The organism is Sabulicella glaciei (assembly GCF_026183895.1).
GTDB classification, from domain to species: Bacteria; Pseudomonadota; Alphaproteobacteria; order Acetobacterales; family Acetobacteraceae; genus Roseococcus; species Roseococcus glaciei.
The window spans coordinates 88,507-111,007 of record NZ_JAPFQI010000013.1 but is presented as its reverse complement, the minus strand read 5'-3'; the positions used below and the strand labels follow the sequence as shown (position 1 = coordinate 111,007).

Here is a 22,501-nt window from a genome sequence, read left to right as displayed (position 1 = left end):
GTAGGTCAGCGCGAAACCGGCCGGAAGCCGTAGCGCCCCGCCTCGGCATCGAAGGCGATGTCGTGGCCGAGCAGGAAGCGCCGCCCGGTGTTCACGAAGGGCACGCCGTCATGCACCACCAGCACGGATTCCGGCCCGGGCGGCGAAGGCGTCTCGCTTGCGACCGCCACCCATTCCGCCCCGCCCGGCAGTCCCACGGAGATGCGCGTGCCGGCCGGCGCCGGGCCGCGCGGTAGCGCCACGCCGTCGGGCGGGGAAAGGAAGGCCTCGCCGATCCCGGTGTCCACCAGCACCCCGCCCGGCGCCGTCGTGCCGTTCACGCCGATCGGCGCGGGCACCGCGTTCCAGTCCGGCCGCCCTGGCAGGGAGGAGGCAGTGCGCGGCGTCAGGGACACGAAGCGGAAGCCTTCCGTCTCGCCCAGGCCGGGATGCAGGCCGTGCCGCGTGATGACCCAGCCGCGCCGCCCGTGCCCGCCCCGCGTGAGGTTCAGCAGCGGGTTGTAGTCGGGCGTCGCGTCGGCGGCCGGGCCGTGGCCGGGCGCAAAGCCCACGCCCATCATGGCGACGTGGCGCGCCTCCGCCTGCGGGGTGCAGCGCCGCGCGCTGGGCAGGCATTCGATGCGCCGCACCTGCAGCACCGGCACGCGCGCCCGCGCCGCCTCGCGCCCGCTTGGGGCGTGCAGCGCGATTTCGGCGAGGAACCACTCGCCCACCTCCACCACGCCGGAGGAGGAATAGGCCCGCCGCCCCGGCCCCAGGGATCGCGCGCCCGGCTCCGGCCGGAAATGGTCCGCCGAGGCGATGACACCCACCGATCCCGTGTCCATCGTGAAGGGGATGACGGCTCCCGGCGCCTGGCTGCCCGGAAATGACACCCCAAGCTGCGGCGAGTGCGACAGGTCGCGATTCTCCGCCGCGTTCCAGAAGGGGATGAAGCCTTCCTCGCCGCGCGGGGAGGCGCAGGCGGAAAGCGCCAGCAGGGCAAGGGCGAGGAGCGGCCGATACGTCATGGCGCCAGCTTGCGCCGCAGACGCGCGATAAAGAATCCGTCCATTCCCTGATCCGGTCTTGTCCGCAGCCAGCCCTCCGGCGCCCCGGGCGCGGGGTCCAGCGCGAAGCCCTCCGGCAGGGCGCGCAGATGCGCCTCGCCCTCCTCGGCCTGGAGGGAGCAGGTTGAGAAGACCAGCCGCCCGCCCGGCTTCACGAGGCGCGCAGCGGCGTCCAGCAGGGCCTTCTGCTGCGCCGCCAGGGCCGGCACGTCCTTGGGGCGCTTCAGATGCGGCACGTCCGGATGGCGGCGGATCGTTCCGGTGGCAGTGCAGGGCGCGTCCAGCAGCACGGCGTCGAACCGGCCCTCCGGCTGCCACCGCGCCGCGTCGGCCTGAACAAGTTCGGCGGGCAGGCGCAGCCGTTCCAGGTTCTCGCGCAGGCGGAGCAGGCGCTTCGCGTCGCGCTCCACCGCCACCACCTCGGCCCCGGCGGCGGCCAGCTGCGCGGTCTTGCCGCCAGGCGCGGCGCAAAGATCGGCCACGCGCTCGCCGGGCTTCGCGTCCAGGAGGCGTGCGGGCAGGGCCGCGGCTTCGTCCTGCGCCCAGAACTCGCCCTCCGCGAAGCCGGGCAGTTCCGTGATGCGCGTTCCGGCGGGAAAGCGCAGCGTCCCGCCCGGCAGGGCTTCGCCGCCCGGCGGCGGGGTGGCGCCCGGCTTGAGCGACAGGTCCAGCGGCGCTTCCTCGCGGTGTGCGCGGGCGATGGCGCGCACCGCCGGCCCATGCGCCGCGTGCCAGGAGGCCCAGAGCCAGGAAGGGGTGTCCAGCCGCTCCGCGTCCAGCCCTTCCAGCACCGCTGGCCCGGCTTCCGTCACCCGGCGCAGCACGGCGTTCACCACGCCGGCCAGCGGCTTCGGGACCACGGAAACGGCGGCGGAGACGGCGGCATGGGCCGGGGTGCCGAGCAGCAGCAACTCCGCCGCGCCGATCCGCAGCGCGCGCAGTGCCGGGGCCGGGGGCTGGCGGCGCAGCCAGGGCTCCAGCGCCGCGTCCAGGCTGCCCAGGCGGCGCAGCACCGTGGCGGCGATGCGGTGTCCGGCCGCCTTGTCGCGCGCCTCCATCGCGGGGGCGGTGTCCAGGGCCTCCTCCAGCGACCGGCCGCGCTCCAGCACGGCTTCGAGGAGGTGGGAGGCGGCAAGGCGGGCTGGGTTCGCTGGCATGCAGGCCGGTTTATGGCCCCGGGGCATCCCGCGTGCTAGACGCGCGCCCCGATGACCTCCGCCACGGCTTCCGACGCATTCGCGGCCGCCGCCCAGCGCCGCCCGCGGCTGATGCTGGTCGTGCTGTGCCTGGCGCTGTTCCTGCCCGGCTTCTTCAGCCTGCCCGCCGGCGACCGCGATGAAAGCCGCTTCGCCCAGGCGACGCGGCAGATGCTGGACAGCGGCGACCCGGTGCGGCTGCGCGTCGGCGAGGAGGAGCGCAACAAGAAGCCCGTCGGCATCCACTGGGCGCAGGCGGCCACGGTGCATCTGGTGGAGGCCGCCGGGCTGGGCTCGCGACGCGACATCTGGGCCTACCGCATCCCCTCGCTGCTCGGCGCCATCACCGCCGTGCTGCTCACCTTCACCCTGGGGCGGCGGCTGGTCGGGCCGCGCCCGGCCCTGCTCGCCGCCGCCATGCTCGCCGGGACCATGGTGCTGATGGTCGAGGCGCATATCGCCAAGACCGACGCCGCGCTGCTGGCCGCCGTCACCGCGGCGATGGGGCTGATGGGGGCGGCCTACCTCCAGCCTTCGGGCTTCACGGCGCGGCAGGCGGCGTTGTTCTGGATCGCGCTCGGCATCGGCGTGCTGCTCAAGGGACCGATCGCGCCCATGGTGGCGCTGCTGGCCGGCATCACCCTCGCCGTCGTGGACCGGGGCAGGGCGCCCTGGCTGCGGGCTCTGCACCCGCTCTGGGGCGTGCCGCTGATGCTCCTGATCGTGCTGCCCTGGATGGCCGCCATCGGCATCGCGACCGAGGGCCGCTTCTTCGCCGAGGCCGTGGGCGACGACATGCTCGGCAAGGTCGGCTCGGGCGACGAGAAGCATTGGGGCCCGCCGGGCTTCTACCTGCTGACCTTCCCCATCGCCGCCTTTCCCGCCGGCATCCTGGCGCTGCTGGCGGCGCGCGGCGTGTGGGCGGAACGCGCCCTGCCGCGCACCCGCTTCCTGCTCGCCTGGATCGTGCCCTCCTGGCTGGTCTTCGAGGCGGTGGCGACCAAGCTGCCGCACTACACCCTGCCCACCTACCCCGCGGTGATGCTGCTGGCCGCCGCCTGGGCCATGGACCCGCTGCGCCTCGCCCCGCCGCGCTGGTTGGCGATTCTGGCGCGGGTGCTGGTGGCCGGGGTCGCGCTCGGGCTTTCGGCGGTGGCGCTGCTGGTCCCCTGGCTCGCCACCGCGCACGAGCCCGTGGGCGCCTTCCTGTCCGTGCCCTTCGCCATCCTGCTCGCCGTGCTGACCTGGCGCGCCATGGCGGCGGCGCGCTGGGCGCGGGCGGCGGTGCTGGGCGTGCTCGCCGCCATTCCGCTCTATGCGAGCGTGATGGAGTTCACCCTTCCGCGCGTGGAGCCGATCTGGATCGCCCCCCGCCTCCAGGCCGCGCTGGAGCGCGTCGCGCCCGGCCTGCCCGCCGCGCGCTTCGGTATCACCTCCCACGCCGAACCCTCGACCCTGTTCCGCATCGGCGCGGAGACGCGCTTCCTCCGACGCGGCGAGGACGCCGCCCGCTTCCTGGCCGAGGCGCCAGGCCGCGCCGTCGCCGTGGGCAACCGCGCGCTGGACGATTTCCGGCGCGAGGCCGCCACCCTCGGCATCGCCCCGCGCGAGCGGGACGCGGTGCACGGCTTCAACTACACGCGCGGCCGCGCCCTGACCCTCCACATCTTCACCCTGGACTGACCGCCCCGCATGATGGACCTCGTCACCTCCTGGGTGGCCGCTGCCGGCTACCTGGGCGTCTTCGCCCTGATGTTCCTGGAGAACCTGTTCCCGCCGATCCCGAGCGAAGTGATCATGCCGCTGGCCGGCTTCGCGGCGGCGCGTGGAGAAATGTCGCTCTTCGGCGCGATCCTCGCCGGCATCCTGGGCACCATCGTCGGCAACGCGGCGTGGTTCGAGGCGGCGCGTGCCTTCGGATCCGACCGCACCCGTGCCCTGGTGGCGCGCTTCGGCGGGTGGATTGGCGTGCGCGAGCGCGACATCGGGGAGGGCGAGGCGGCGCTGCGGCGCTGGGGACCGCTGGCCGTGTTCCTGGGGCGCATGATGCCCGGCATCCGCACGCTGATCTCCGTCCCCGCCGGGCTGATCGAGATGCCGCGCCCGCTGTTCTACGGCCTCACCACGCTGGGGACGGTGATCTGGGTCGGCGGCCTCGCCGTGCTCGGCTATGTGCTGGAGGAGCGCTACACGGCGATCGAGGGCTATATCGACCCGCTTTCCAAGCCGCTCCTCGCCCTGGCGGCGCTGGTGCTGGTCTGGTGGGTGTGGCGCGCCTGGCGCCGCAAGGACTAGCCGGCCAGCAGCCCGGCCAGCGCTGCCACCGCCGCGACGAGGAGGCCCAGCGCGCCCAGCGCCAGGATGAATCGCTGAAAGGGTGAAAGGCGTCGCATCCGCATCTCCTTGGGGCACGGGGACCCAACGCCGGAGGCGGCGCGGATTCACCGATCCGTCGTCATTGCGTCATGGACGCGACCTGCCCGGCAGGTTAACCCCATGCCATGGCCGCATTCCAACCCGCGTCCCCGCCATCCAGCGCCCCAGCGGGGGCGCGACGGCTTCGGCGAGACCGGCCGCTGCGCTTCCGTCCCCGCCTGCCGGGCCGCGCCTGGGCCGACGTGCTGGGCCACGACCGCCCGGAAGGCGGACGGGTCCGGGCGGTGCGCCGCATCGCGCTCGTGCTGCTCTTCACCGTCCTGTTCGGGTTTCCGGTGCAGATGGTGCTGATCCGCCTGCCCGGGAATGCGAAGCACCGCTTCAGCCGCTTCTACCACCGCACGCTGTGCCGCCTGATCGGGTTGCGGCTGCGCGTCATCGGGTTGCCCTCGCCGGAGCGGCCGACGCTGCACGTGTCCAACCACTCCTCCTGGCTGGACATCATGGTGCTGGGTGCGGTGCTGGATGCGCGCTTCGTCAGCAAGGCGGACGTGGCGGGCTGGCCGCTGATCGGCACGGTGGCGCGGCTGGGCAGCACGGTCTTCGTGTCCCGCACCCGCAACCGCACCGGCGCCGAGGCGCAGGAGATGCGCGCGAAGCTGGAAGGCGGCGAAAGCCTGATCCTGTTCCCCGAAGGAACGACCAGCGACGGGGCGCGGGTGCTGCCCTTCCGCTCCTCCTTCTTCGCCATCGCCCCGGCGGCGCGGGCGGTGCAGCCCGTCACCGTGGTCTATGACCGGCTGGGCGGCCTGCCCGTCGGCCGCAAGGACCGCGCGGTCTTCGCCTGGTACGGCGACATGGAGACGGCCTCCCATGCCTGGCGCCTCCTCCGCCGCACCGGAACGCGGGCGACGGTGGTGCTGCACCCCGGCTTCGTCCCGGATGTCGCCTCCGACCGCAAGGACCTAGCCATCCGGGTGGGGCGCACGGTGACGGAGGCCGCGGCCGCGCTGCGGCAGAACCGTCCGGTCGAAGCCGAAGCCGCTTGACCGGCGCGGAAGGGTTTTGCCAGCCTCGCTTCCGATGAGCCGGACAGCCCTCCGCATCCCCGGCCGGGACCGCGCTGCTTGACCGTGCGGCCCCCGCCCCGCATGTCCCCGCCCTGGATTTCCGGGGAACTTCCCTCATGAGCAACAAGAAGCGCCTCTTCATCCGAAGCTGGGGCTGCCAGATGAACGTGTACGACAGCGGCCGCATGGCGGACCTGCTGGCGCCCCTGGGCTATGCCCCGGCCGAGGCGCCGGACGGCGCGGACATGGTCATCCTCAACACCTGCCACATCCGCGAGAAGGCGACGGAGAAGCTCTTCTCCGAACTGGGCCGCCTGCGGAAGCTGAAGGAGGAGAAGCCAGGGATGATGCTGGCCGTGGCCGGCTGCGTCGCCCAGGCAGAAGGGGCGGAGATCACCGCACGCGCGCCCTTCGTGGACATCGTGATGGGGCCGCAGAGCTACCACAAGCTGCCGGAGATGGTGGCACGCATCAGCCGTTCCGGCGGGGTGGCGATCGAGACCGAGTTCCCGGTCGAGGAGAAGTTCGACCACCTGCCCGCCGAGGCCGCGCCGCAGGGCGTTTCCGGCTTCCTGACCATCCAGGAAGGCTGCGATAAGTTCTGCTCCTTCTGCGTCGTGCCCTACACGCGCGGCGCCGAGTATTCGCGCCCCGCCGCTGCCATCCTCGCCGAGGCGCGGCGCATGGCGGCCCAGGGCACGCGCGAGATCACGCTGCTCGGCCAGAACGTGAATGCCTGGCACGGCGAGGGAGCGGAGGGGCTGGCCGGCCTCCTGCGCCTCCTGGCCGGCATCCCGGGCGTCGAGCGGCTGCGCTACACCACCTCCCACCCGCGCGACATGGACGAGGCGCTGATCGCCGCGCATCGCGACATCCCGCAGGTCATGCCGTTCCTTCATCTGCCGGTGCAGTCCGGCTCGGACCGCGTGCTCGCGGCCATGAATCGCGGCCACACGGCGGAGGAGTACGAGCGCTTGGTGGACCGGCTGCGCGCGGCGCGGCCCGACCTGGCGCTGTCCACCGACATCATCGCCGGCCATCCGGGCGAGCGGGAGGAGGACCACCAGGCGACGCTGCGGCTGATCGAGCGCATCGGCTTCGCCCAGGCCTTTTCCTTCAAGTATTCGTCGCGCCCCGGCACGCCGGCCGCGGCCGCGGCGGCGCATGTCGACGAGGCGACCAAGGACCGCCGCCTCGCCGAGGTGCAGGAGTTGCTGCGGACGCAGCAGGCGGACTTCAATGCGGGCAAGGCCGGCACCATATGCGACGTGCTGGTCACAGGACCCGGCCGTCATGCCGGGCAGATCGCCGGCCGCACCCCCTGGCTGCAACCCGTCCATGCCTTCGGCTCTTCCACTCTCGTGGGCCGGATCGTTCCGGTCCGCATCGTGGCGGGCCACCCCAACTCGCTTTCGGGCGAGATCGTCGAGCAGGAGAAAGACGCCGCTTGAACAACGCCCTCGCCCTCCGCCCTCGTCAGGCGGCGCCCAATTCCGAGACGCGCAGCGTCACGCTGCAATTCGAGGACAACGCCCTCCTGCCCCTGCTCCATGGCGAGCACGACCGGCACCTGGCGCGCATCGAGGGCCGATTGGGCGTGAAGGTCGCCAGCCGCGGCAACCGGCTGACGATCAGCGGCTCGCCCGCCCAGACCCTGATGGCCGAGCAGGTGCTGCGCGGCCTGTGGCGCGGGCTGGAGCGCGGCGCGGCGATCGGCGTCAGCGACGTGGAGGGCGCGATCCGCATGGCGGAAGGCGAGGCCGAGCAGGACCCGCGCCTGCCGCTGCAGGACATCCCGCAGATCCGCACCCGGCGCGGGGCCATCGCGCCCCGCACCCCGGCGCAATCCGCCTACATGGACGCGTTGGCTCGGCACGAGATGGTGTTCGGCCTGGGCCCCGCGGGCACGGGCAAGACCTACCTCGCCGTCGCGCAGGGCGTGGCGCTGCTCCAGTCGGGCCGGGTGGACCGCATCGTCCTGTCCCGTCCCGCCGTGGAGGCGGGCGAGCGGCTGGGCTTCCTGCCCGGCGACATGAAGGAGAAGGTGGACCCCTATCTCCGCCCGCTCTACGACGCGCTCCACGACATGCTGCCGGCCGAGCAGGTGGCGCGCCGCCTCGCCGCCGGGGAGATCGAGATCGCGCCGCTCGCCTTCATGCGCGGCCGCACCCTGGCGCATTGCTTCGCCATCCTGGACGAGGCGCAGAACACCACCCCGGCCCAGATGAAGATGTTCCTTACCCGCATGGGGGAGGGGTCGCGCATGGCCATCACGGGCGATCCGTCCCAGGTGGACTTGCCGCCCGGGCAGAAATCGGGATTGGTCGAGGCGATGAACGTGCTGGACGGCGTCGCCGGGATCGGCTTCATCCGTTTCGACGAACGCGACGTGGTGCGGCACCCGCTGGTGGGGCGCATCGTCGCGGCCTATGGCGCGGTGGAGGCCCAGACAACTCGCGATGGACTGCGGAAGTAGAACGCCCGGGGACGGTTTCGCCGCTCCCGGGCTCGACATCACCATGAACGCCCCGGGCTGGCGCGCTGCCTTGCCCCGGGTGGAAAGCCTTGCCCGCCGCGCGGTCGCCGCGGCCCTGGCCGATGGGGGCGAGGACGGGCACGTTTCCATCCTCCTCACCGACGATGCGGAGATCCGGCGCCTCAATGGCGGGTTTCGCGGCAAGGAGAAGGCGACCAACGTCCTGTCCTTTCCCGCCCCCCCTGGCGCGCTGACCCTGGGCGACCTCGCCGTCTCGCTCGGCACGGTGCGGCGGGAGGCCCTGCGGGAGGGACGTTCGCTGCCCGCCCATTTCACCCATCTCGTGGTGCACGGCACGCTGCACCTCCTCGGCCACGACCACATCGCCCCGGGCGAGGCGGCGCGGATGGAGCGGGCGGAGGCGCGCATCCTCCGTCGCCTCGGCTTCCCCAATCCCTGGCGGGTGGCCGCCTGATGCCGAGCGATTCCCCACCCCTCCTGCTGAGCCGCATCCGCTCGCTCTTCGCGCGGCGGGAGGCCAATCTGCGCGAAAGCGTCGAGGCGCTGCTCACCGAGCAGGAGGCCCCCAGCGTCGAGCAGGAAGGCGAGCAGGCCGAGGCGCTGGGCCCGCATGAGCGCGCCCTGCTGCGCAACGTGCTCAAGCTGCGCGGCGCCACCGCCTATGACGTGATGCTGCCGCGCGCCGACATCATCGCGCTGCAGGTGGACATGGACTTCGCGCAGGTGCTCGACTTCGTGCAGCGCGAGGGCCACAGCCGCTACCCGGTCTATGGCCGCGAGCTCGACGACATCCAGGGCATGGTCCACATCAAGGACGTGATCGCCCGGCTGGGCCGCTCGGAAGGCTTCTCGCTGCGCGCCATCCTGCGCAAGCCGCTGCTGGTGGTCCCCTCCGTCCCCGTGCTGGACCTCCTGCTGCGGATGCGGATGGAGCGCGTCCACCTCGCCCTCGTGGTGGACGAGTATGGCGGCATCGACGGCATCGTCACCATCGAGGACCTGGTCGAGACCATCGTCGGCGACATCTCCGACGAGCATGACGAACTCGCCGCGCCGCAGATCATCGAGCGCGCCGAGGGCGTGCTGGAACTCGACGCGCGCACCCCGGTGGAGGCTTTCGAAACGCGGCTGGGCCCCGTGCTGACGGAGGAGGAGCGCGCCTCGGACATCGACACGGTCGGCGGGCTGGTCTTCACCCTGGCGGGGCGCGTCCCCGCGAAGGGCGAGATCGTTTCCCACCCCTCCTCCGGGCTCGAATTTCGCGTGCTGGATGCCGATGCGCGCCGCATCCGGCGGCTGCGCGTCCGCAAGCCCCCGATCAAGGCCGCCGCAGAATAAGGGAAGCCCCGCTAGCGGCACCCCCCGCCTTCCGCGTTAGGGTGGCGAATGCGCCTCTTCCGCATCCCGCTCGGCCTGCCCTTCCTGCCCACTCTGGCGCGGGGCGTGATGCAGCGACTGGGTGGCGAGGCGGATGCGCTGCCGCGCAGCCTCATCCTCCTGCCCACGCAGCGCTCCGCCCGCGCGGCGCACCGCGCCTTCCTCGACGCGTCGGAAAAGGAGGCGCTGCTGCTGCCGCAGCTTCGCGCCCTCGCCGGTCTGTCGGTGGAGGATGCGGACGAGCTGCAGCTTCCCGCCCTGCTGGAGCTGCCGCCGGCGGTGGAGGCGTTGCGCCGCCAGGCGGTGCTTGCGCGATTCGTGGCGCGCTGGCCGCGCCATGCCGGCGGTCCGCCCACCGCACGCCACGCCTGGGAGCTGGCCGGCGAACTCGCACGCCTCCTGGACGAGATCGCGCTGGAGGAGGCGGAGCCGATCCCCGACGACCCGGCCCGGCTCACCGATGCCTGGCTCGCGCGGCTGGAGGATCTGGCGCCGGAGAAGCTGGCGACGCACTGGCAGATCACCACCACCTTCCTGCGCGGCGTGGTGGGGGAGTGGCAGGGCTGGCTGGATGCGGAAGGGCTGCTCGACATCGGCGTGCGCCGCGTCCTCGCGCTGAAGGCGCAGCGCACCGCCTGGGAGGACGACCCGCCTGAAACGCCGGTGATCGCCGCCGGGATCGGGCTGGGCGGCACCGTCCCCGCCGCCGCCGACCTGCTGCGCGTCGTCGCCACGCGCCTCCCGCGCGGCTTCGTGGTCCTGGCCGGCGAGGACCCGGCCACCGCCCGCGTGCCGGACGAGCACCTGCTGGACAGCTGCACCCATCCCTTCGCCGGGCAGCGCCGCATGCTGCGCCGCATGGGTGCGACGATGGCGGATGCACGGGACTGGACCGCGGACCAGCCGCCCCGCGCCGACCGTCCGGCACTGCTCGGCTCCGCGCTGCTGCCCGCCGAGGGGCTGCGCGCCTGGATGGACCGCCGTCCGCGCCGCTGGAGCGAGGCCATGGCGGGGATGACGCAGATCGAGGCGCCGGACGCGCAGGCGGAGGCCGCCGCCATCGCCCTGACGCTGCGCGGCGCGCTGGAACGGCCGGGCGCCCGGGCCGCGCTGGTGACGCCGGATCGCGACCTTGCCTGCCGCGTCGCCTCCGAGTTGCCCCGCCATGGCATCCTGGCGGAGGACAGCGCCGGGCAGCGCCTTTCCGCCACGCCCAACGGCAATTTCCTGCGCCTCGTCGCCCATCTCGCCGCCGGGGAATGCGGGCCGGTCTCGCTGCTTTCGGTGATGAAGCACCCGCTTGCCGCCTGCGGCTGGGAAAGGCCGGACTGGCTCGCGGCGGTGCGGCGGCTGGAGGTGGCGGTGCTGCGCGGCCCCTCGCCGGGGCCGGGCTTCCGTGGGCTGCGCGCGGGAATCGCCGCTGCTTTTGCCGGCGACCGCGCCGACCTGGACCGGATGGCGCTGCTGGAGCGCCTCGTCTCGTCGCTGGAGACGGCGCTCGGCCCCTTCCACTCCTTGCCGCGCACCGCGCCGCTGCGCCCCGCCCTGGACCTGTTCGACGAGCATCTGGCGGCGGCGGAGCGGCTGGCCGAGACGCCGTCGCGCCCCGGCGGCCTGCGCCTCTACGCCCATGCGGAAGGCGAGGCGCTGGCCCGCCACCTCACCCTGTTGCGTCCGGCCATGGCGGAGATGCCGCCCGTGCAGCCCGCCGAGTGGCCCGCCCTGTTCGAGGCGGCGCTGTCGCTCGGCACCACCGCCTGCCCCCGCGTGTCGCGCGGCCGCAGGGAACAGGCGCACCCGCATGTGGAGATCCTGGGCCTGCTGGAGGCGCGGCTCCTCGACTTCGACTGCGTGGTGCTGGGCGCGCTGGACGAGACGGTGTGGCCACTCGCCGCCGATCCCGGCCCCTGGATGTCCCGCCCGATGCGTCGCGATTTCGGCCTGCCGCCGCCCGAGCTTCGCATCGGCCGCGTCGCGGCGGATTTCCTGTCCGTCGCCTGCTCGGGGCGCGAGGTGACGCTGTCCCGCGCCGCGCGGCGGGGCGGCTCCCCCACGGTGCCGGCGCGCTGGCTGACGCGGCTTTCCACCTTCCTGCGCGGCCAGCGTCCGGGGCTCGGCGTGCCGCTTTCCGCCGCCCCCGCCTGGGCGGAGGCGCTTGACCGCTCGGCCGAGCCGCCGCGCCCCTGCACCCGCCCCGCCATCGCGCCTCCCGCCGAGGCGCGGCCCAGCCGAGTCACGGTCAGCGACGTCCGGACCCTGCTGGCCGATCCCTACGCCTTCTACGCCCAGCGCATCCTCCGCCTGCGCGCGCTGGCGCCGCTGGAACAGGAGCCGGGCTCGGCCGATTACGGCACGCTGGTCCATTCCGCGATCCACCGCTTCCTGGACGCGCTGCCCCCCGCCTGGCCGGGCGAGGCGGCGGCAAGGCGCCTCTGGGACGCCGCGCAGGACGAGGCCATCGCGCGCGCCCATCTGCGCCCGGCCGTGGAGGCGCTGTGGCGCCCGCGGCTGGGGCGGATCGGCGGCTTCGTGCGCGGGCTTGAGGCGTCGCTGCGCCCCGGCCTTGCCGAGGCGCATGCGGAGGCGGAGGCCAAGCTCACCCTGCGCCGCCCGGCTGGGGCCGTTGCGCTGGAAGCGCGGGCCGACCGGCTGGACGTGCTGAAGGACGGCGCCATCCGTATCGTGGACTTCAAGACCGGCCAGCCCCCCTCGCAGAAGGCGGTGCGCGAGGGTTCGGAACCGCAGCTTCCCCTGGAAGGGCTGCTGGCCGAGGCCGGGGCCTTCGAGGGCATCCGCCCCGGCCCGGTGCGCGAACTGGAATACTGGCAGCTTTCCGGCGCGCTGGAGCCGGGCAAGGTCCGCCCCCTGGGCGCGGAACTGGAATCCCTGCTGGAAGAGGCGCGGCGTTCCGTGGAAGGGCTGGCGGATCGCTTCCTCCTCGGCAGCGCCCCCTTTCTGTCGCGTCCCCATCCCGCGCGCCCCGCCAGGGGCGACTACGCCCACCTCGCCCGCATCGCCGAATGGTCCTCCGGGGCGGCAGGCTAGGGCGCGGCCCCCTCGACAAGTGGCTTTGTTGTTGACATCCGGTTAAGCTCCCGCAGCATAGGGTTGGGACTGCAACAATCCGCCTGGGGAGGGTCATGCTCGACCGGCATGAGAAGCTGACTCGCGCCCATGCACTGCTGCGCCGGCACGGCGCCGCCGTTTCACGGGAACGCACCGAATGAGCACGCATGACGACCCCGCCCGCGACCGGGCCCTTGGCTGCTTCCTCGGCCTCGCGGTCGGTGATGCCCTCGGCACCACGGTCGAGTTCCGTGCGCGGGGCACCTTCGCCCCGGTGGCGGAGATGACCGGCGGCGGCCCGTTCCGCCTTGAGCCGGGCCAGTGGACCGACGACACCAGCATGGCGATCTGCCTCGCCGAAAGCCTGCTGGCTCACCCACGCCTGGACGAGCGCGACCTGATGGAGCGCTTCTGCCGCTGGTGGCGCGAGGGCGAGAACAGCGCCACCGGCACCTGCTTCGACATCGGCAACGCCACCCGCGCCGCGCTGGCGCGGTTCGAGCGCAGCGGCAATCCGTTCGCCGGCGACCCTTCGCCCGATGCGGCGGGCAATGGTTCCATCATGCGCCTCGCCCCCGTGGCGCTGCGCTTCTGGCGCGACTCGGGCCGGGCGGAACTGGTGGCCGAGCGACAGTCGCGCGTCACCCACGCCACGCCCGTCACCCTCGCGGCCTGCATCCTGCTCTGCGAATTGCTGTGCGACCTCATAGCCGGGCGGGCGGATGCGCTGGCGCCGCGCCCGCGCAAGGGCCTGCCCCCGCGCATCCGCGCCATCGCCGCCGGCAAGTGGCGCGGGCAGCCGGAGCAATCCATCTCCTCCTCCGGCTACGTGGTGCACACGCTGGAGGCGGCGCTCTGGTCGCTGGACGGCGCGGCGGATTTCGAGGAGGCGGTGCTGCGCGCCGTGAACCTGGGCGACGACGCGGACACGGTGGGCGCCGTGACCGGCCAGCTGGCCGGCGCGCTTTGGGGGCTTTCGGGAATTCCGCGCCGTTGGCTGGACCAGCTGCACGATGCGCCCCGGCTGCTGGAGCTGGCCGGGGCGCTCTACGATGCGGGTCTCGAGGAAGGCTGAGGGGCGCGTCAGCCCGCCATCCGGCCCCGCTCCGAGCAGGCCCAGCCGTGGGAGTGGACCAGCCCTTCGTCGTGCTCCATCTGAGCGGGGTGCGCGTTCATCGCGGCGGCGATCTGCGCGCGCGACGCGGCGGGGGAGGCAGCCTCGCGCGCCCAGCCATGCGGATGCACCAGGCCGTCGTCGTGATCGTCGTGGTTCATGGTCGTGTTCTCCGGTTGGTGGGGCCGGACTGCCCGGCCCCTGTTGATCGGGTCAGGCGTGGTGGAACTGCGCGGTCTCGGTGGAGTCCTTCATGGCGGTGGTGGAGGACTGGCCGCCTGCAGCCGCATTGGCGACGGCGTCGAAATAGCCGACACCCACCTCGCGCTGGTGGCGCACGGCGGTGAAGCCCTCGCCTTCCGCCGCGAACTCGGCCTGCTGCAGCTCGCTGTAGGCACCCATGCCGCGCTCCGCGTAGCCGCGGGCGAGGTTGAACATGGACAGGTTCAGCGAGTGGAACCCGGCCAGGGTCACGAACTGGAACTTGTAGCCCATGGCGCCCAGCTCGTGCTGGAACTTCGTCGCCGCCTCGACGCCCATCTTGCGCTGCCAGTTGAACGAGGGCGAGCAGTTATAGGCCAGCATCTTGCCCGGGAACTCGCGGTGGATCGCCTCCGCGAAGTCGCGCGCATCCTGCAGGTCGGGGTCCGAGGTTTCCCACCAGAGCAGGTCGGCATAGGGCGCGTAGGCGAGGGAGCGCGCGATGGCGTATTTCTTCCCCATGCCCTTGGTGATGCGGTGGAAGCCCTCCGGCGTGCGCTCGCCGCTGATGAAGGGACGGTCGCGCTCATCCACGTCGCTGGTGAGGAGCTGGGCCGATTCCGCGTCGGTGCGGCACAGCAGCACGGTGGAGGTCCCCTCCACGTCGGCGGCGAGGCGCGCGGCGTTCAGGGTGCGGATGTGCTGGGAGATCGGCACCAGCACCTTGCCGCCCAAGTGGCCGCACTTCTTTTCCGAGGCCAGCTGGTCCTCGAAATGCACGCCCGCCGCGCCGGCCTCGATCATCGCGCGCATCAGCTCATAGGCGTTCAGCGCGCCGCCGAATCCGGCCTCGGCATCGGCGATCACGGGGGCCATGTAGTGGGTGCGGTCGTCGCCCGTCCCGTCATGCCGCTCCAGCGTCGCGATCTGGTCAGCACGGCGCAGCGCGTTGTTGATGCGGCGGATCACGGTGGGGACGGAATCCACCGGGTAGAGCGACTGGTCCGGATACATGGTGGCCGCGCTGTTGGCGTCCGCCGCCACCTGCCAGCCCGACAGGTAGATCGCCTTCAGCCCGGCCTTCACCTGCTGCAGCGCCTGCATCCCGGTCAGCGCGCCCAGCGTGTGGACGTGGTGCTCGGTCTTCAGCAGGTGCCACAGCCGCCGCGCCCCGTTCTCCGCCAGCGTGTGCTGCACGCGGAAGGAGCCGGCGAGGCGCGCCACGTCGGCCGGGGTGTAGTCGCGGCGGATGCCCTCGAAGCGCGAGGGGTCGTGGCCCGGGCCGGCCGGCGGCGTGCCGTGGCCGCCATCGGGGGCGTGGTGGGGCTGGGGTGCGTGGCGCATGTCCGTCTCCGTGAAGGTGCCGGTCGGTCCGGCTGAGTGAAGAATTGACATTGCAACGCAGAAAAGCGCCCCTCATTGTCGATGGTGCGGCGCAAGACTGTGAATGGCTTGACGGCGCGGTCCGAAAATCCGTGAAGCTTGTAAATCGGAGATGCCATGGCGAAACCCCTGATCGGCCGCACCATCCGCCGCCTGCGCGGCGATCGCGGGCTGACGCAGCAGGCCCTGGCCGTGCGGCTCGGCATCTCCGCCTCCTACCTGAACCTGATCGAGCACGATCAGCGCGGCGTCACCGCCTCCGTCCTGTTCAAGCTGACCGAGGCGCTGGGCGTGGATCTCGCCGCGCTGTCGGGCCAGGCGGAGCGGCAGATCGAGGCCGGGCTGCGCGAGGTGCTGTCCGACCCGCTGCTGGGCATCGAGGCGCTGCCGGAGGAGGAGATCCGTGCCATGGCCGCCGCCGCGCCCAACGCCGCGCGGGGGGTGCTGGCGCTGTATCGCGCCTGGCGCGTGGCGCGCGAGGATGCGAGCGGCATCGCGCTCCCCTCCGGCCGCCGCCTTCTCCTGCCGACGGAGGAGGCGCGCGACTTCTTCGGCGAGCGCAACAACCACTTCCCCGCTCTGGAGGAAGCCGCCGAGGCGATGGGGCGCGAGATGGGCGCTGCCCCCGCAGAGATGAACCACGCCATCGCCGAGCGCCTGCGCCGCACCCATGGCGTGCGCGTCGAGGTGGCGCCCATGCCCGAGGCCGATCGCCGCTTCGACCCCGCGACGCGCCGCCTGACGCTGAGCGAATCCCTGCCGCGCGAGGGGCGCGGCTTCCGCCTCGCCTTCCAGCTGATGCTGCTGGAGGCGCGCGAGGCGGTGGAGGCCGCGATGACGGGCGCCGAGCCGAGCACAGCGGAGGCGGCGTCGCTGATCCGCATCGGCCTGCTGAACTACGCCGCCGCGGCGCTGCTCATGCCCTATGCGCCCTTCCTGCATGCCGCGCGGATGCTGCGGCACGACGTGGACGCGCTGGCCGCGCGTTTTGGCGTGTCCTTCGAGCAGGCGGCGCATCGCATGGCGACGCTGCAGCGCGACGGGGCGCGCGGCGTGCCCTTCTTCTTCCTGCGCCTCGACCCCGCGGGCAACGTGACCAAGCGCTTTTCCGCCGCCGGCTTCCCCTTCGCGCGCTTCGGCGGCAACTGCCCGAAATGGGTGGTGCACCACGCCTTCGCCTCGCCGGGGCAGGTGCGGGTGCAGGTGGCGGAGCTGGAGGATGGCGCCGCCTTCCTGTGCTTCGCCCGCGCCATGCACGGCGTCGCGCCGCGCTGGGGCGAGCCGGCGCCGATGCAGGTCGTCGCCATGGGCTGCGACCTCGGCCGCGCGGCGGAGGTGGCCTATGGCGACGGGCTGGACCTCCAGGCTGCGAAGGTCGGCATCGGCCTTTCCTGTCGCCTGTGCGAGCGGCCCGATTGCCGCTCCCGCGCCTTTCCGCCGCTGGAGCACCGGCTGCGTCTGGACGCCAACGAGGACAGCGCGGCACCCTGGCGCTTCGAGAAGCGGGAAACGCGATGATCACCCTCTACGGCCGCGCCAACAGCATCAACGTCATCAAGGCGCTCTGGACCTTCAACGAGCTGGACATGCCCTATGAGCGCGTGGATGCCGGCATGGCCTTCGGCCTGGTGGACACGCCGGAGTATCGCGCGCTGAATCCCAATGGCCGCATCCCCTCGCTGCGCCACGGCGATGTCGAGCTTTGGGAAAGCAACACGATCTGCCGCTACCTCTGCCTGCTGGAAGGCGGCGACGCGCGCGGCCTCTACCCGGCCGAGCCGGGCCGCCGCGCGGGGGTGGATCGCTGGCTGGACTGGCAGCTTTCCACCCTCTCCCCCGCCGAGCGCAACCTGTTCTGGGGCATGGTGCGCACGCCGGAGGACAAGCGCGACATGGCGCTGGTCCAGAAGGCAGTGGAGGACAGCGCCGTGTGCTGGTCGATCCTGGACCGGCGCCTCGCCGAAGGGCGGCGCTTCATCGAGGGCGACCGCTTCACCCTCGCCGACATCGCGCTGGGCAGCTTCGCCCGGCGCTGGTTCGGCGAGGAGGTGCGGGTGCCGGACATGCCGCGCTTCCCCGCGCTGGAGGAGTGGTACGCGCGGCTCGGCGAAAGGCCGGGCTTCCGGCGCTGGGTCGCGCCGCGCCTGCATTGACGCGGCGCGAGAAGCGTCAGCCCCGGGGGTCGATCCGGCTGATCTTGGTGCCGTTGATCGCCAGCGCCGCCATCAGCCCCTGCTGGTTGAAGGTGATGGCGTAGACCGGCTCCGCCAGGGTGGTGGCGGTGACGTTGGCCTGCACGCCGCGATCGAGCACCACGACGGAGGGGCCGGTGCCGATCTCCCACCCATCGGCCGCCATCAGCGCCTGGAGCGCATCTTCGGTCATGAAGAACATGGCGAGGCCCGCGGACTGCGCGCCGGCCAGCAGCCCGAAGGACGCGCCGGCGATGTTGTAGTAGCCCACCGTGCGGCCGTTCTGGAGCGCGGCGCCTTCGCCATACTGGCCACCGACGATGAAGCCGCCCTGGATGATGCGCGGGAAGACCAGCACCGCCCGCGCCTGGCGGAAAAGCGGTGCCGCGTTCTCCATGCCGCGCAGGCGCTGAAGTGCGGCCTGCACCTCGGCGTCGATCTCGGCGCGGGAGGAGCCCTGGGCCTGGGCGGGACGGGCGAGGGCCGCGCCGGTCAGCGCGGCGGCGGGAAACAGCGCCGCGAGGCTGCGGCGAGTGAAGCAGGGCATGGCGGAGCCTCCGAGGCATCGGGATGCGCTGGCAACGCCATCCCGTGCGGGAGGTTGACCGGCGCGCCGAAGCGTTCCGCCTGCGTGGCTCAGATGGCGGAGATGGCGTCCGCGCGGGGATGGGAAAGGCGGAACAGCCGCGCACCCTCCGGCGTCGGAAGCGGGGCGACGTCGCGCTCCGTCATCCGCAGCGCCAGCACGGGACCGGCGGTGGGCGCGCCGAAATGCCACAGCCCGGCATGGAGCAGGGGCCGCAGCGCCCCTTCCGTCATGAACAGCACCGCCAGCGCCGCGCTGTCTTCCTCGCCCAGCACGGCGAAGGGGGGCGCGGCGAGGCCGAAGCGCCCCAGCGGACCCTGGGGGCCGATGCCGGTCCCCTCCGCATGCTGGCCGGGGACGGTGAAGCCGCGCCGGGTGATGCGGGGGAAGAGCAGGGCCGCATGCGCTTCACGCGCCAGCCCGGAGGCCGGCCCCTCGCGCAGGCGGTCGAGCAGCACCCAGGCCTCCCCGTCCGAGGTGGCGCGGGCGGCGACAGGGGCGAGGCACAGGGCGGAAAGCAGCACCGGAAGGGCGCGGCGGGGCAAGGGTGACATGGCAGTCCCGGGTGTTTCCCAGGGCAACGCGTGGGGGCGCCATTGGTTACTTGGGATCTTGAGGCGGATGGGCGCGCAGGGCGCGCCCCCTTGCCCCCGCCTGAACGTGAAAGGCTGGCTGCGTCAGCCCTTCACGTCCATCGCCTGCCGCAGCCCGTCGGAGACGAGGTTGAAGCAGATGGAGGTGACGAAGATGCAGGCGCCGGGCAGCACCGCCACCCAGGGCTGCACGTAGATGGCGGTGCGCAGCGTGTTCAGCATCAGCCCCCATTCCGGCTCCGGCGGGCGCGTGCCGAGGCCCAGGAAGGACAGGCCGGAGGCGAGGATCATGCACACGCTGATCAGGCTGGTGGCGTAGACGAAGATCGGCCCCAGCACGTTGCCCAGCACGTGCACCCGCACGATGGTGAAGGCCGAGGCGCCGGAGGCGCGCGCCGCCTCCACGAAGTCCAGGTTGCGCACGCCCGTGGTCACGCTTTCCGCCACGCGGATGATCTGCGGCACGAAGACCAGGGTCAGCGCCAGGATGGCGTTCACGATCCCCGCCCCCAGCGCGCCGGAGATGGCGACGGCCAGCAGCACGGAAGGGAAGGCGTAGAACACGTCGGTGACGCGCATGATCAGCATGTTCACCCGCCCGCCCGCGAAGCCCGCCAGCACGCCCAGCGTCGTGCCGATCAGGAAGGCGAGGAAGACGGGCACAATGCCCATGAACCAGGACAGCCGCCCGCCGAAGATCAGGCGCGTCAGCATGTCGCGCCCCAGCTCGTCCGTACCGAGGAGGTGGTTGTCGGTGCCGATGGGTCGCAACCTTCGGATCATGCTGCCCTGGTAGGGGTCGTGCGGCGCGACCAGGGGCGCGAAGACGATCACCAGCAGCATGAGGAGGAGGACGGAGGCGCAGGCGATGGTCACCGGGTCGCGGCGCAGCCGCTTCCACACCCCGGCCCAGTAGCCCTCGGAGCGGAGCGCGGCTTCCTTCGCCTGGACGGCAAGCTCGGCAGCGGCGGCGGTGGTGGTGCTCATGCGCGCTTGATCCTGGGGTCGAGGGCGGTCTGGATGAGGTCCACGCAAAGGTTCAGCGCCACGAAGAACATGGCCAGCACCAGGATCGTGCCCTGGAGAACCGGCAGGTCGCGCTGAAAGATGGCGCTGTTGAGCAGGAGGCCGGTGCCGGGCCAGGAGAACACCGTCTCCACCAGGATGGACCCGCCCATCAGGTAGCCGAGCTGGAGCCCCATCACCGCGAGGGCGTTGGGCGCGGCGTTCTTCACGACATGGAGAAAGATCGCCATGCGCGTCAGCCCCTTGCCGCGCAGGGCGGTGACGAATTCCTGGTTCATGATCTCCGCCACGATGCCGCGCACGGTGCGGGTGACGATGCCCATGGGGATGACGGAAAGTGTCACGGCCGGCAGGACGAGGTGCTGCAGGTGCTCCCAATCCCAGACCCAGTCGGAGGAGCCGCCCGGCCCCGCGCCCATGGCGGGCAGCCAGTTGAGCTGGACGGAGAAGATCACCACCAGCACCATGCCGAGCCAGTAATGCGGCACGGACACGCCGGCCACCGCCGTCGTCACCGCCACGCGGTCGAGGACCGAGCCGCGGAAGGTCCCCGCCAGCCCGCCCAGCACGCAGCCCAGCACGAAGCCGATCAGGGAGGCCGCGACGGCCAGCGTCAACGTGTTGCCGATGGCGGAGGAAAGATCGGCCCAGACCGGCCGCCCGGTGGCGAGCGAACGGCCGAGATCGCCCTGCACCACCTTCAGAAGCCACAGCCCGAACTGCACCGGCAACGGCTTGTCCAGCCCGTAGTCGCGCCGCACCTGCTCGACTAGCTCCTCCGAGGCGTCGGGCGGCACGATGGCGTTGATCGGGTCGCCGGGAGCGATCTGCACCAGCATGAAGCACACGAACCCCACCGCGAGCGCGATGGGAATCGCGTAGATCGTCCGCTTCACGAGATAAAGGAACATCAGCCGGTCACCCCGCCTTGATACCTGGCCCGCCGGTGAAGGACCGGCGAGCCTCCGAAACTGGCCCCCTGCGGGGGCCTCCCGCGGTTCTGCCGCGGGAGGATGCTGGACCGTCCAGGAACTGGCGCCCGAACGGGGACCCCGCGAAACGGCGAAGCGGATTCGCGGGGATCACTGAATGTAGGGCAGGCGCAGGTCCACGAACCAGCTTCGCGGCTGGATGTGGCCGCGCACGCGCGGGCTCATGGCGCGGGGCCCCACGTCATGCGCGATCCAGATGAACAGCGCCTCGTCCACGCCGGCCGCGTGCAGCCGCGCCAGGGCGGCGTCGCGCTCCGCCGGCTCGAAGGCGTTGCGCGCCTCGGCCACCAGCCGGTCGAAACGGGGGTCGTTGAACATGCCCCAGTTGTTGGAGGTCGGCGCGGCCATCTTGCTGTCGTAGAAGCGCACCAGGGCGAAGAACGGGTCCATGGCCGAGAAGGACACGTTGATGGCATGCGCCCCGCGCGCCGAGGCGTGGCCGCAGCCGTTGCGCCAGTTGGTGAACAGCGCGTTCCACTCGATCACGTCGAACTCGACGTTCACGCCCACCTGCCGCAGGTCCTGCTGCAGGAACTCGTTCATCGGCAGCGGCTGCATCTGGCCGGAGCCGGAAGCGCTGATCTGCACCCGCAGCGTCAGCGGCCGCTGCTGGGTGTAGCCCGCCTCGGCCAGCAGGCGCCGCGCCTCGGCCTTGTCGGTGCGGATGTTGAAGGACGGGTTGCCGTACCAGGGATGCCCCGCCGGGTAGGTGCTGACGGCGGGCTGCATCATGCCGCTCAGCAGCTGTCGCAGCCCGTCGCGATCGATGGCGAGGTTGATGGCCCGCCGCACGCGCACGTCGCGCAGCGGCGAATGCTCCAGGAAGCAGGGCTGCCAGGGCCAGACATGCGGCTGCGGGTTGGAGGCGATCTGCATGTTGCGCGAACGCAGCTGCTGCACCGCGTCGGGCGCTGGCGCCTCGATCCAGTCCACCTGGTTGGAGAGCAGCGCGGCGGTGCGCGCATTGGCCTCCGGGATCGGCAGCAGCACGATGCGCTCGGCGCGCGCCTTCTCGCCCCAGTAATTGTCGTAGCGCGTCATCTCCGCCCGCTCGCGCGGGACGAAGCGCGTCAGGCGGAAGGGACCGGTGCCGGACGGATTGGCGGCGAAGGCGTTCCACGTCGCCTCGGCATTCGGGTGCTGCGCGCGCAGCCGCTCCCAGTGCGCCGGGCTCGCCATGAACAGGTTGGTGAGGTTAATGGGCAGGAGGGAGTCCGGCTCGCTGGTGAAGAGAGCGACCGTCATGTCGTCGATCTTCTCGGCGCGGCGCAGCGTCGGCATGCGGCTGGCCGTCACGCCCACCTGGCGCGGATCGAAATGCGGCGCCTCGCGGTCCAGCACCTTGCGAACGTTCCACACCACCGCGTCGGCGTTGAAGTCGCTGCCGTCGTGGAACTTCACGCCCGGCCGCAGGCGGAACACCCAGCGCGTGCGGTCGTTCGGGTCCACCGACCATTCCGTCGCCAAGCCAGGAATGACGGTGGAGGCGCGATCCGCGCTCGACAGGTCCCACGCGGTGAGCCCGTCATAAAGCGGGATGCCGGTGAAGCGGTTGCCCTCGAAGCCCTGGTCGGGCTGGCCATGCGTCAGCGGGATGTCCGCCGCCGTCATGCCGATGCGGATGGTACCCTGGGCGGCGGCTGGCTGCGCGGCGAGCAAGGCCGCCGGCAGCAAGGCCGCGAGGAGCGCGTGGCGCAGGCGCATGTTGTTGTCTCCCTGATGACGGGGGCGATTGGAAAGGGGCCGCGCTCCCGGCGCAAGCATTTCCGCCTCACCCGTTTGC

General features: G+C 72.3%; 20 protein-coding genes. 11 read left to right on the top strand and 9 right to left on the bottom strand.

All coding sequences use genetic code 11. The annotated features are described in order from the left end of the window. Nucleotides 1-5: 5 nt before the first annotated feature. Both OF850_RS15765 and OF850_RS15760 read right to left on the bottom strand, forming a co-directional pair. Entirely contained in the window at nucleotides 6-1,010 is a 1,005-nt protein-coding gene (locus tag OF850_RS15765; protein WP_301591242.1) for a hypothetical protein, read from the bottom strand. After that, nucleotides 1,007-2,206 (bottom strand): RsmB/NOP family class I SAM-dependent RNA methyltransferase, encoded by a 1,200-nt coding sequence (locus tag OF850_RS15760; RefSeq protein ID WP_301591240.1) that lies wholly within the window; start codon nucleotides 2,204-2,206, stop codon nucleotides 1,007-1,009. The genes OF850_RS15765 and OF850_RS15760 overlap by 4 nt, the downstream gene beginning before the upstream one ends. 51 nt (nucleotides 2,207-2,257) lie before the next feature. Between OF850_RS15760 and OF850_RS15755 the strand changes: the two genes are divergently transcribed. The 9 genes from OF850_RS15755 (at nucleotide 2,258) to OF850_RS15715 (ending at nucleotide 13,706) form a co-directional block, all read left to right on the top strand. Beyond that, nucleotides 2,258-3,928 (top strand): ArnT family glycosyltransferase, encoded by a 1,671-nt coding sequence (locus tag OF850_RS15755; RefSeq protein WP_301591239.1) that lies wholly within the window; start codon nucleotides 2,258-2,260, stop codon nucleotides 3,926-3,928. Nucleotides 3,929-3,937: 9 nt separating this feature from the next. Beyond that, a complete protein-coding gene (locus tag OF850_RS15750) occupies nucleotides 3,938-4,540 on the top strand; it encodes a DedA family protein (RefSeq protein ID WP_301591238.1) in 603 nt (200 codons plus the stop codon). Between the two features lie 206 nt (nucleotides 4,541-4,746). Continuing rightward, a complete protein-coding gene (locus OF850_RS15745) occupies nucleotides 4,747-5,670 on the top strand; it encodes a lysophospholipid acyltransferase family protein (RefSeq protein WP_301591237.1) in 924 nt (307 codons plus the stop codon). A 137-nt stretch (nucleotides 5,671-5,807) separates the two neighbouring features. Further along, nucleotides 5,808-7,142, top strand: coding sequence for a tRNA (N6-isopentenyl adenosine(37)-C2)-methylthiotransferase MiaB (gene miaB, locus OF850_RS15740; RefSeq protein WP_301591235.1), 1,335 nt, complete (start codon nucleotides 5,808-5,810; stop codon nucleotides 7,140-7,142). Next, nucleotides 7,139-8,167 carry a PhoH family protein gene (locus OF850_RS15735; RefSeq protein WP_301591234.1) on the top strand — a complete coding sequence of 343 codons (1,029 nt, stop codon included), beginning with the start codon at nucleotides 7,139-7,141 and terminating at the stop codon, nucleotides 8,165-8,167. The genes miaB and OF850_RS15735 overlap by 4 nt, the downstream gene beginning before the upstream one ends. Before the next feature lie 43 nt (nucleotides 8,168-8,210). Beyond that, nucleotides 8,211-8,642, top strand: coding sequence for an rRNA maturation RNase YbeY (gene ybeY / locus OF850_RS15730; RefSeq protein WP_301591233.1), 432 nt, complete (start codon nucleotides 8,211-8,213; stop codon nucleotides 8,640-8,642). Next, a complete protein-coding gene (locus OF850_RS15725) occupies nucleotides 8,642-9,526 on the top strand; it encodes a hemolysin family protein (protein ID WP_301591232.1) in 885 nt (294 codons plus the stop codon). The genes ybeY and OF850_RS15725 overlap by 1 nt, the downstream gene beginning before the upstream one ends. Nucleotides 9,527-9,574: 48 nt before the next feature. Continuing rightward, nucleotides 9,575-12,610 (top strand): double-strand break repair protein AddB, encoded by a 3,036-nt coding sequence (addB, locus tag OF850_RS15720; RefSeq protein WP_301591231.1) that lies wholly within the window; start codon nucleotides 9,575-9,577, stop codon nucleotides 12,608-12,610. A gap of 178 nt (nucleotides 12,611-12,788) precedes the next feature. After that, nucleotides 12,789-13,706, top strand: a complete 918-nt coding sequence (locus tag OF850_RS15715) for an ADP-ribosylglycohydrolase family protein (RefSeq protein WP_301591230.1) — start codon at nucleotides 12,789-12,791, stop codon at nucleotides 13,704-13,706. 8 nt (nucleotides 13,707-13,714) lie between these two features. On the opposite strand, the gene OF850_RS15710 is transcribed toward OF850_RS15715, so the two are convergent. Continuing rightward, nucleotides 13,715-13,906: a hypothetical protein gene (locus OF850_RS15710; RefSeq protein WP_301591229.1), complete on the bottom strand. Its 192-nt coding sequence runs from the start codon at nucleotides 13,904-13,906 to the stop codon at nucleotides 13,715-13,717. 52 nt (nucleotides 13,907-13,958) lie between these two features. Then, on the bottom strand, nucleotides 13,959-15,290 hold the full coding sequence (aceA, locus tag OF850_RS15705) for an isocitrate lyase (protein ID WP_301591228.1): 1,332 nt from the start codon (nucleotides 15,288-15,290) through the stop codon (nucleotides 13,959-13,961). 156 nt (nucleotides 15,291-15,446) lie between these two features. On the opposite strand from aceA, the gene OF850_RS15700 reads away from it, so the two are divergent. Next, a complete protein-coding gene (locus tag OF850_RS15700; protein WP_301591227.1) occupies nucleotides 15,447-16,847 on the top strand; it encodes a helix-turn-helix domain-containing protein in 1,401 nt (466 codons plus the stop codon). Further along, nucleotides 16,844-17,482, top strand: coding sequence for a glutathione S-transferase family protein (locus OF850_RS15695; protein WP_301591226.1), 639 nt, complete (start codon nucleotides 16,844-16,846; stop codon nucleotides 17,480-17,482). The genes OF850_RS15700 and OF850_RS15695 overlap by 4 nt, the downstream gene beginning before the upstream one ends. 16 nt (nucleotides 17,483-17,498) lie before the next feature. Here OF850_RS15695 and OF850_RS15690 read toward each other — a convergent pair whose 3' ends face one another. The 5 genes from OF850_RS15690 to OF850_RS15670 all read right to left on the bottom strand — a co-directional run bounded on the left by OF850_RS15690 (nucleotide 17,499) and on the right by OF850_RS15670 (nucleotide 22,422). Then, entirely contained in the window at nucleotides 17,499-18,068 is a 570-nt protein-coding gene (locus OF850_RS15690) for a lipid-binding SYLF domain-containing protein (RefSeq protein ID WP_301591225.1), read from the bottom strand. 89 nt (nucleotides 18,069-18,157) lie between these two features. Further along, nucleotides 18,158-18,661, bottom strand: a complete 504-nt coding sequence (locus OF850_RS15685; protein ID WP_301591224.1) for a lipid-binding SYLF domain-containing protein — start codon at nucleotides 18,659-18,661, stop codon at nucleotides 18,158-18,160. Nucleotides 18,662-18,784: 123 nt separating this feature from the next. After that, the gene (locus tag OF850_RS15680) at nucleotides 18,785-19,687 is read right to left on the bottom strand and encodes an ABC transporter permease (protein ID WP_301591223.1); all 903 of its coding nucleotides are present in this window, start codon (nucleotides 19,685-19,687) and stop codon (nucleotides 18,785-18,787) included. After that, the gene (locus tag OF850_RS15675) at nucleotides 19,684-20,637 is read right to left on the bottom strand and encodes an ABC transporter permease (RefSeq protein ID WP_301591222.1); all 954 of its coding nucleotides are present in this window, start codon (nucleotides 20,635-20,637) and stop codon (nucleotides 19,684-19,686) included. Before OF850_RS15675 ends, OF850_RS15680 begins: the two co-directional genes overlap by 4 nt. A gap of 171 nt (nucleotides 20,638-20,808) precedes the next feature. Beyond that, nucleotides 20,809-22,422, bottom strand: a complete 1,614-nt coding sequence (locus tag OF850_RS15670; RefSeq protein ID WP_301591221.1) for an ABC transporter substrate-binding protein — start codon at nucleotides 22,420-22,422, stop codon at nucleotides 20,809-20,811. Nucleotides 22,423-22,501 lie beyond the last annotated feature (79 nt).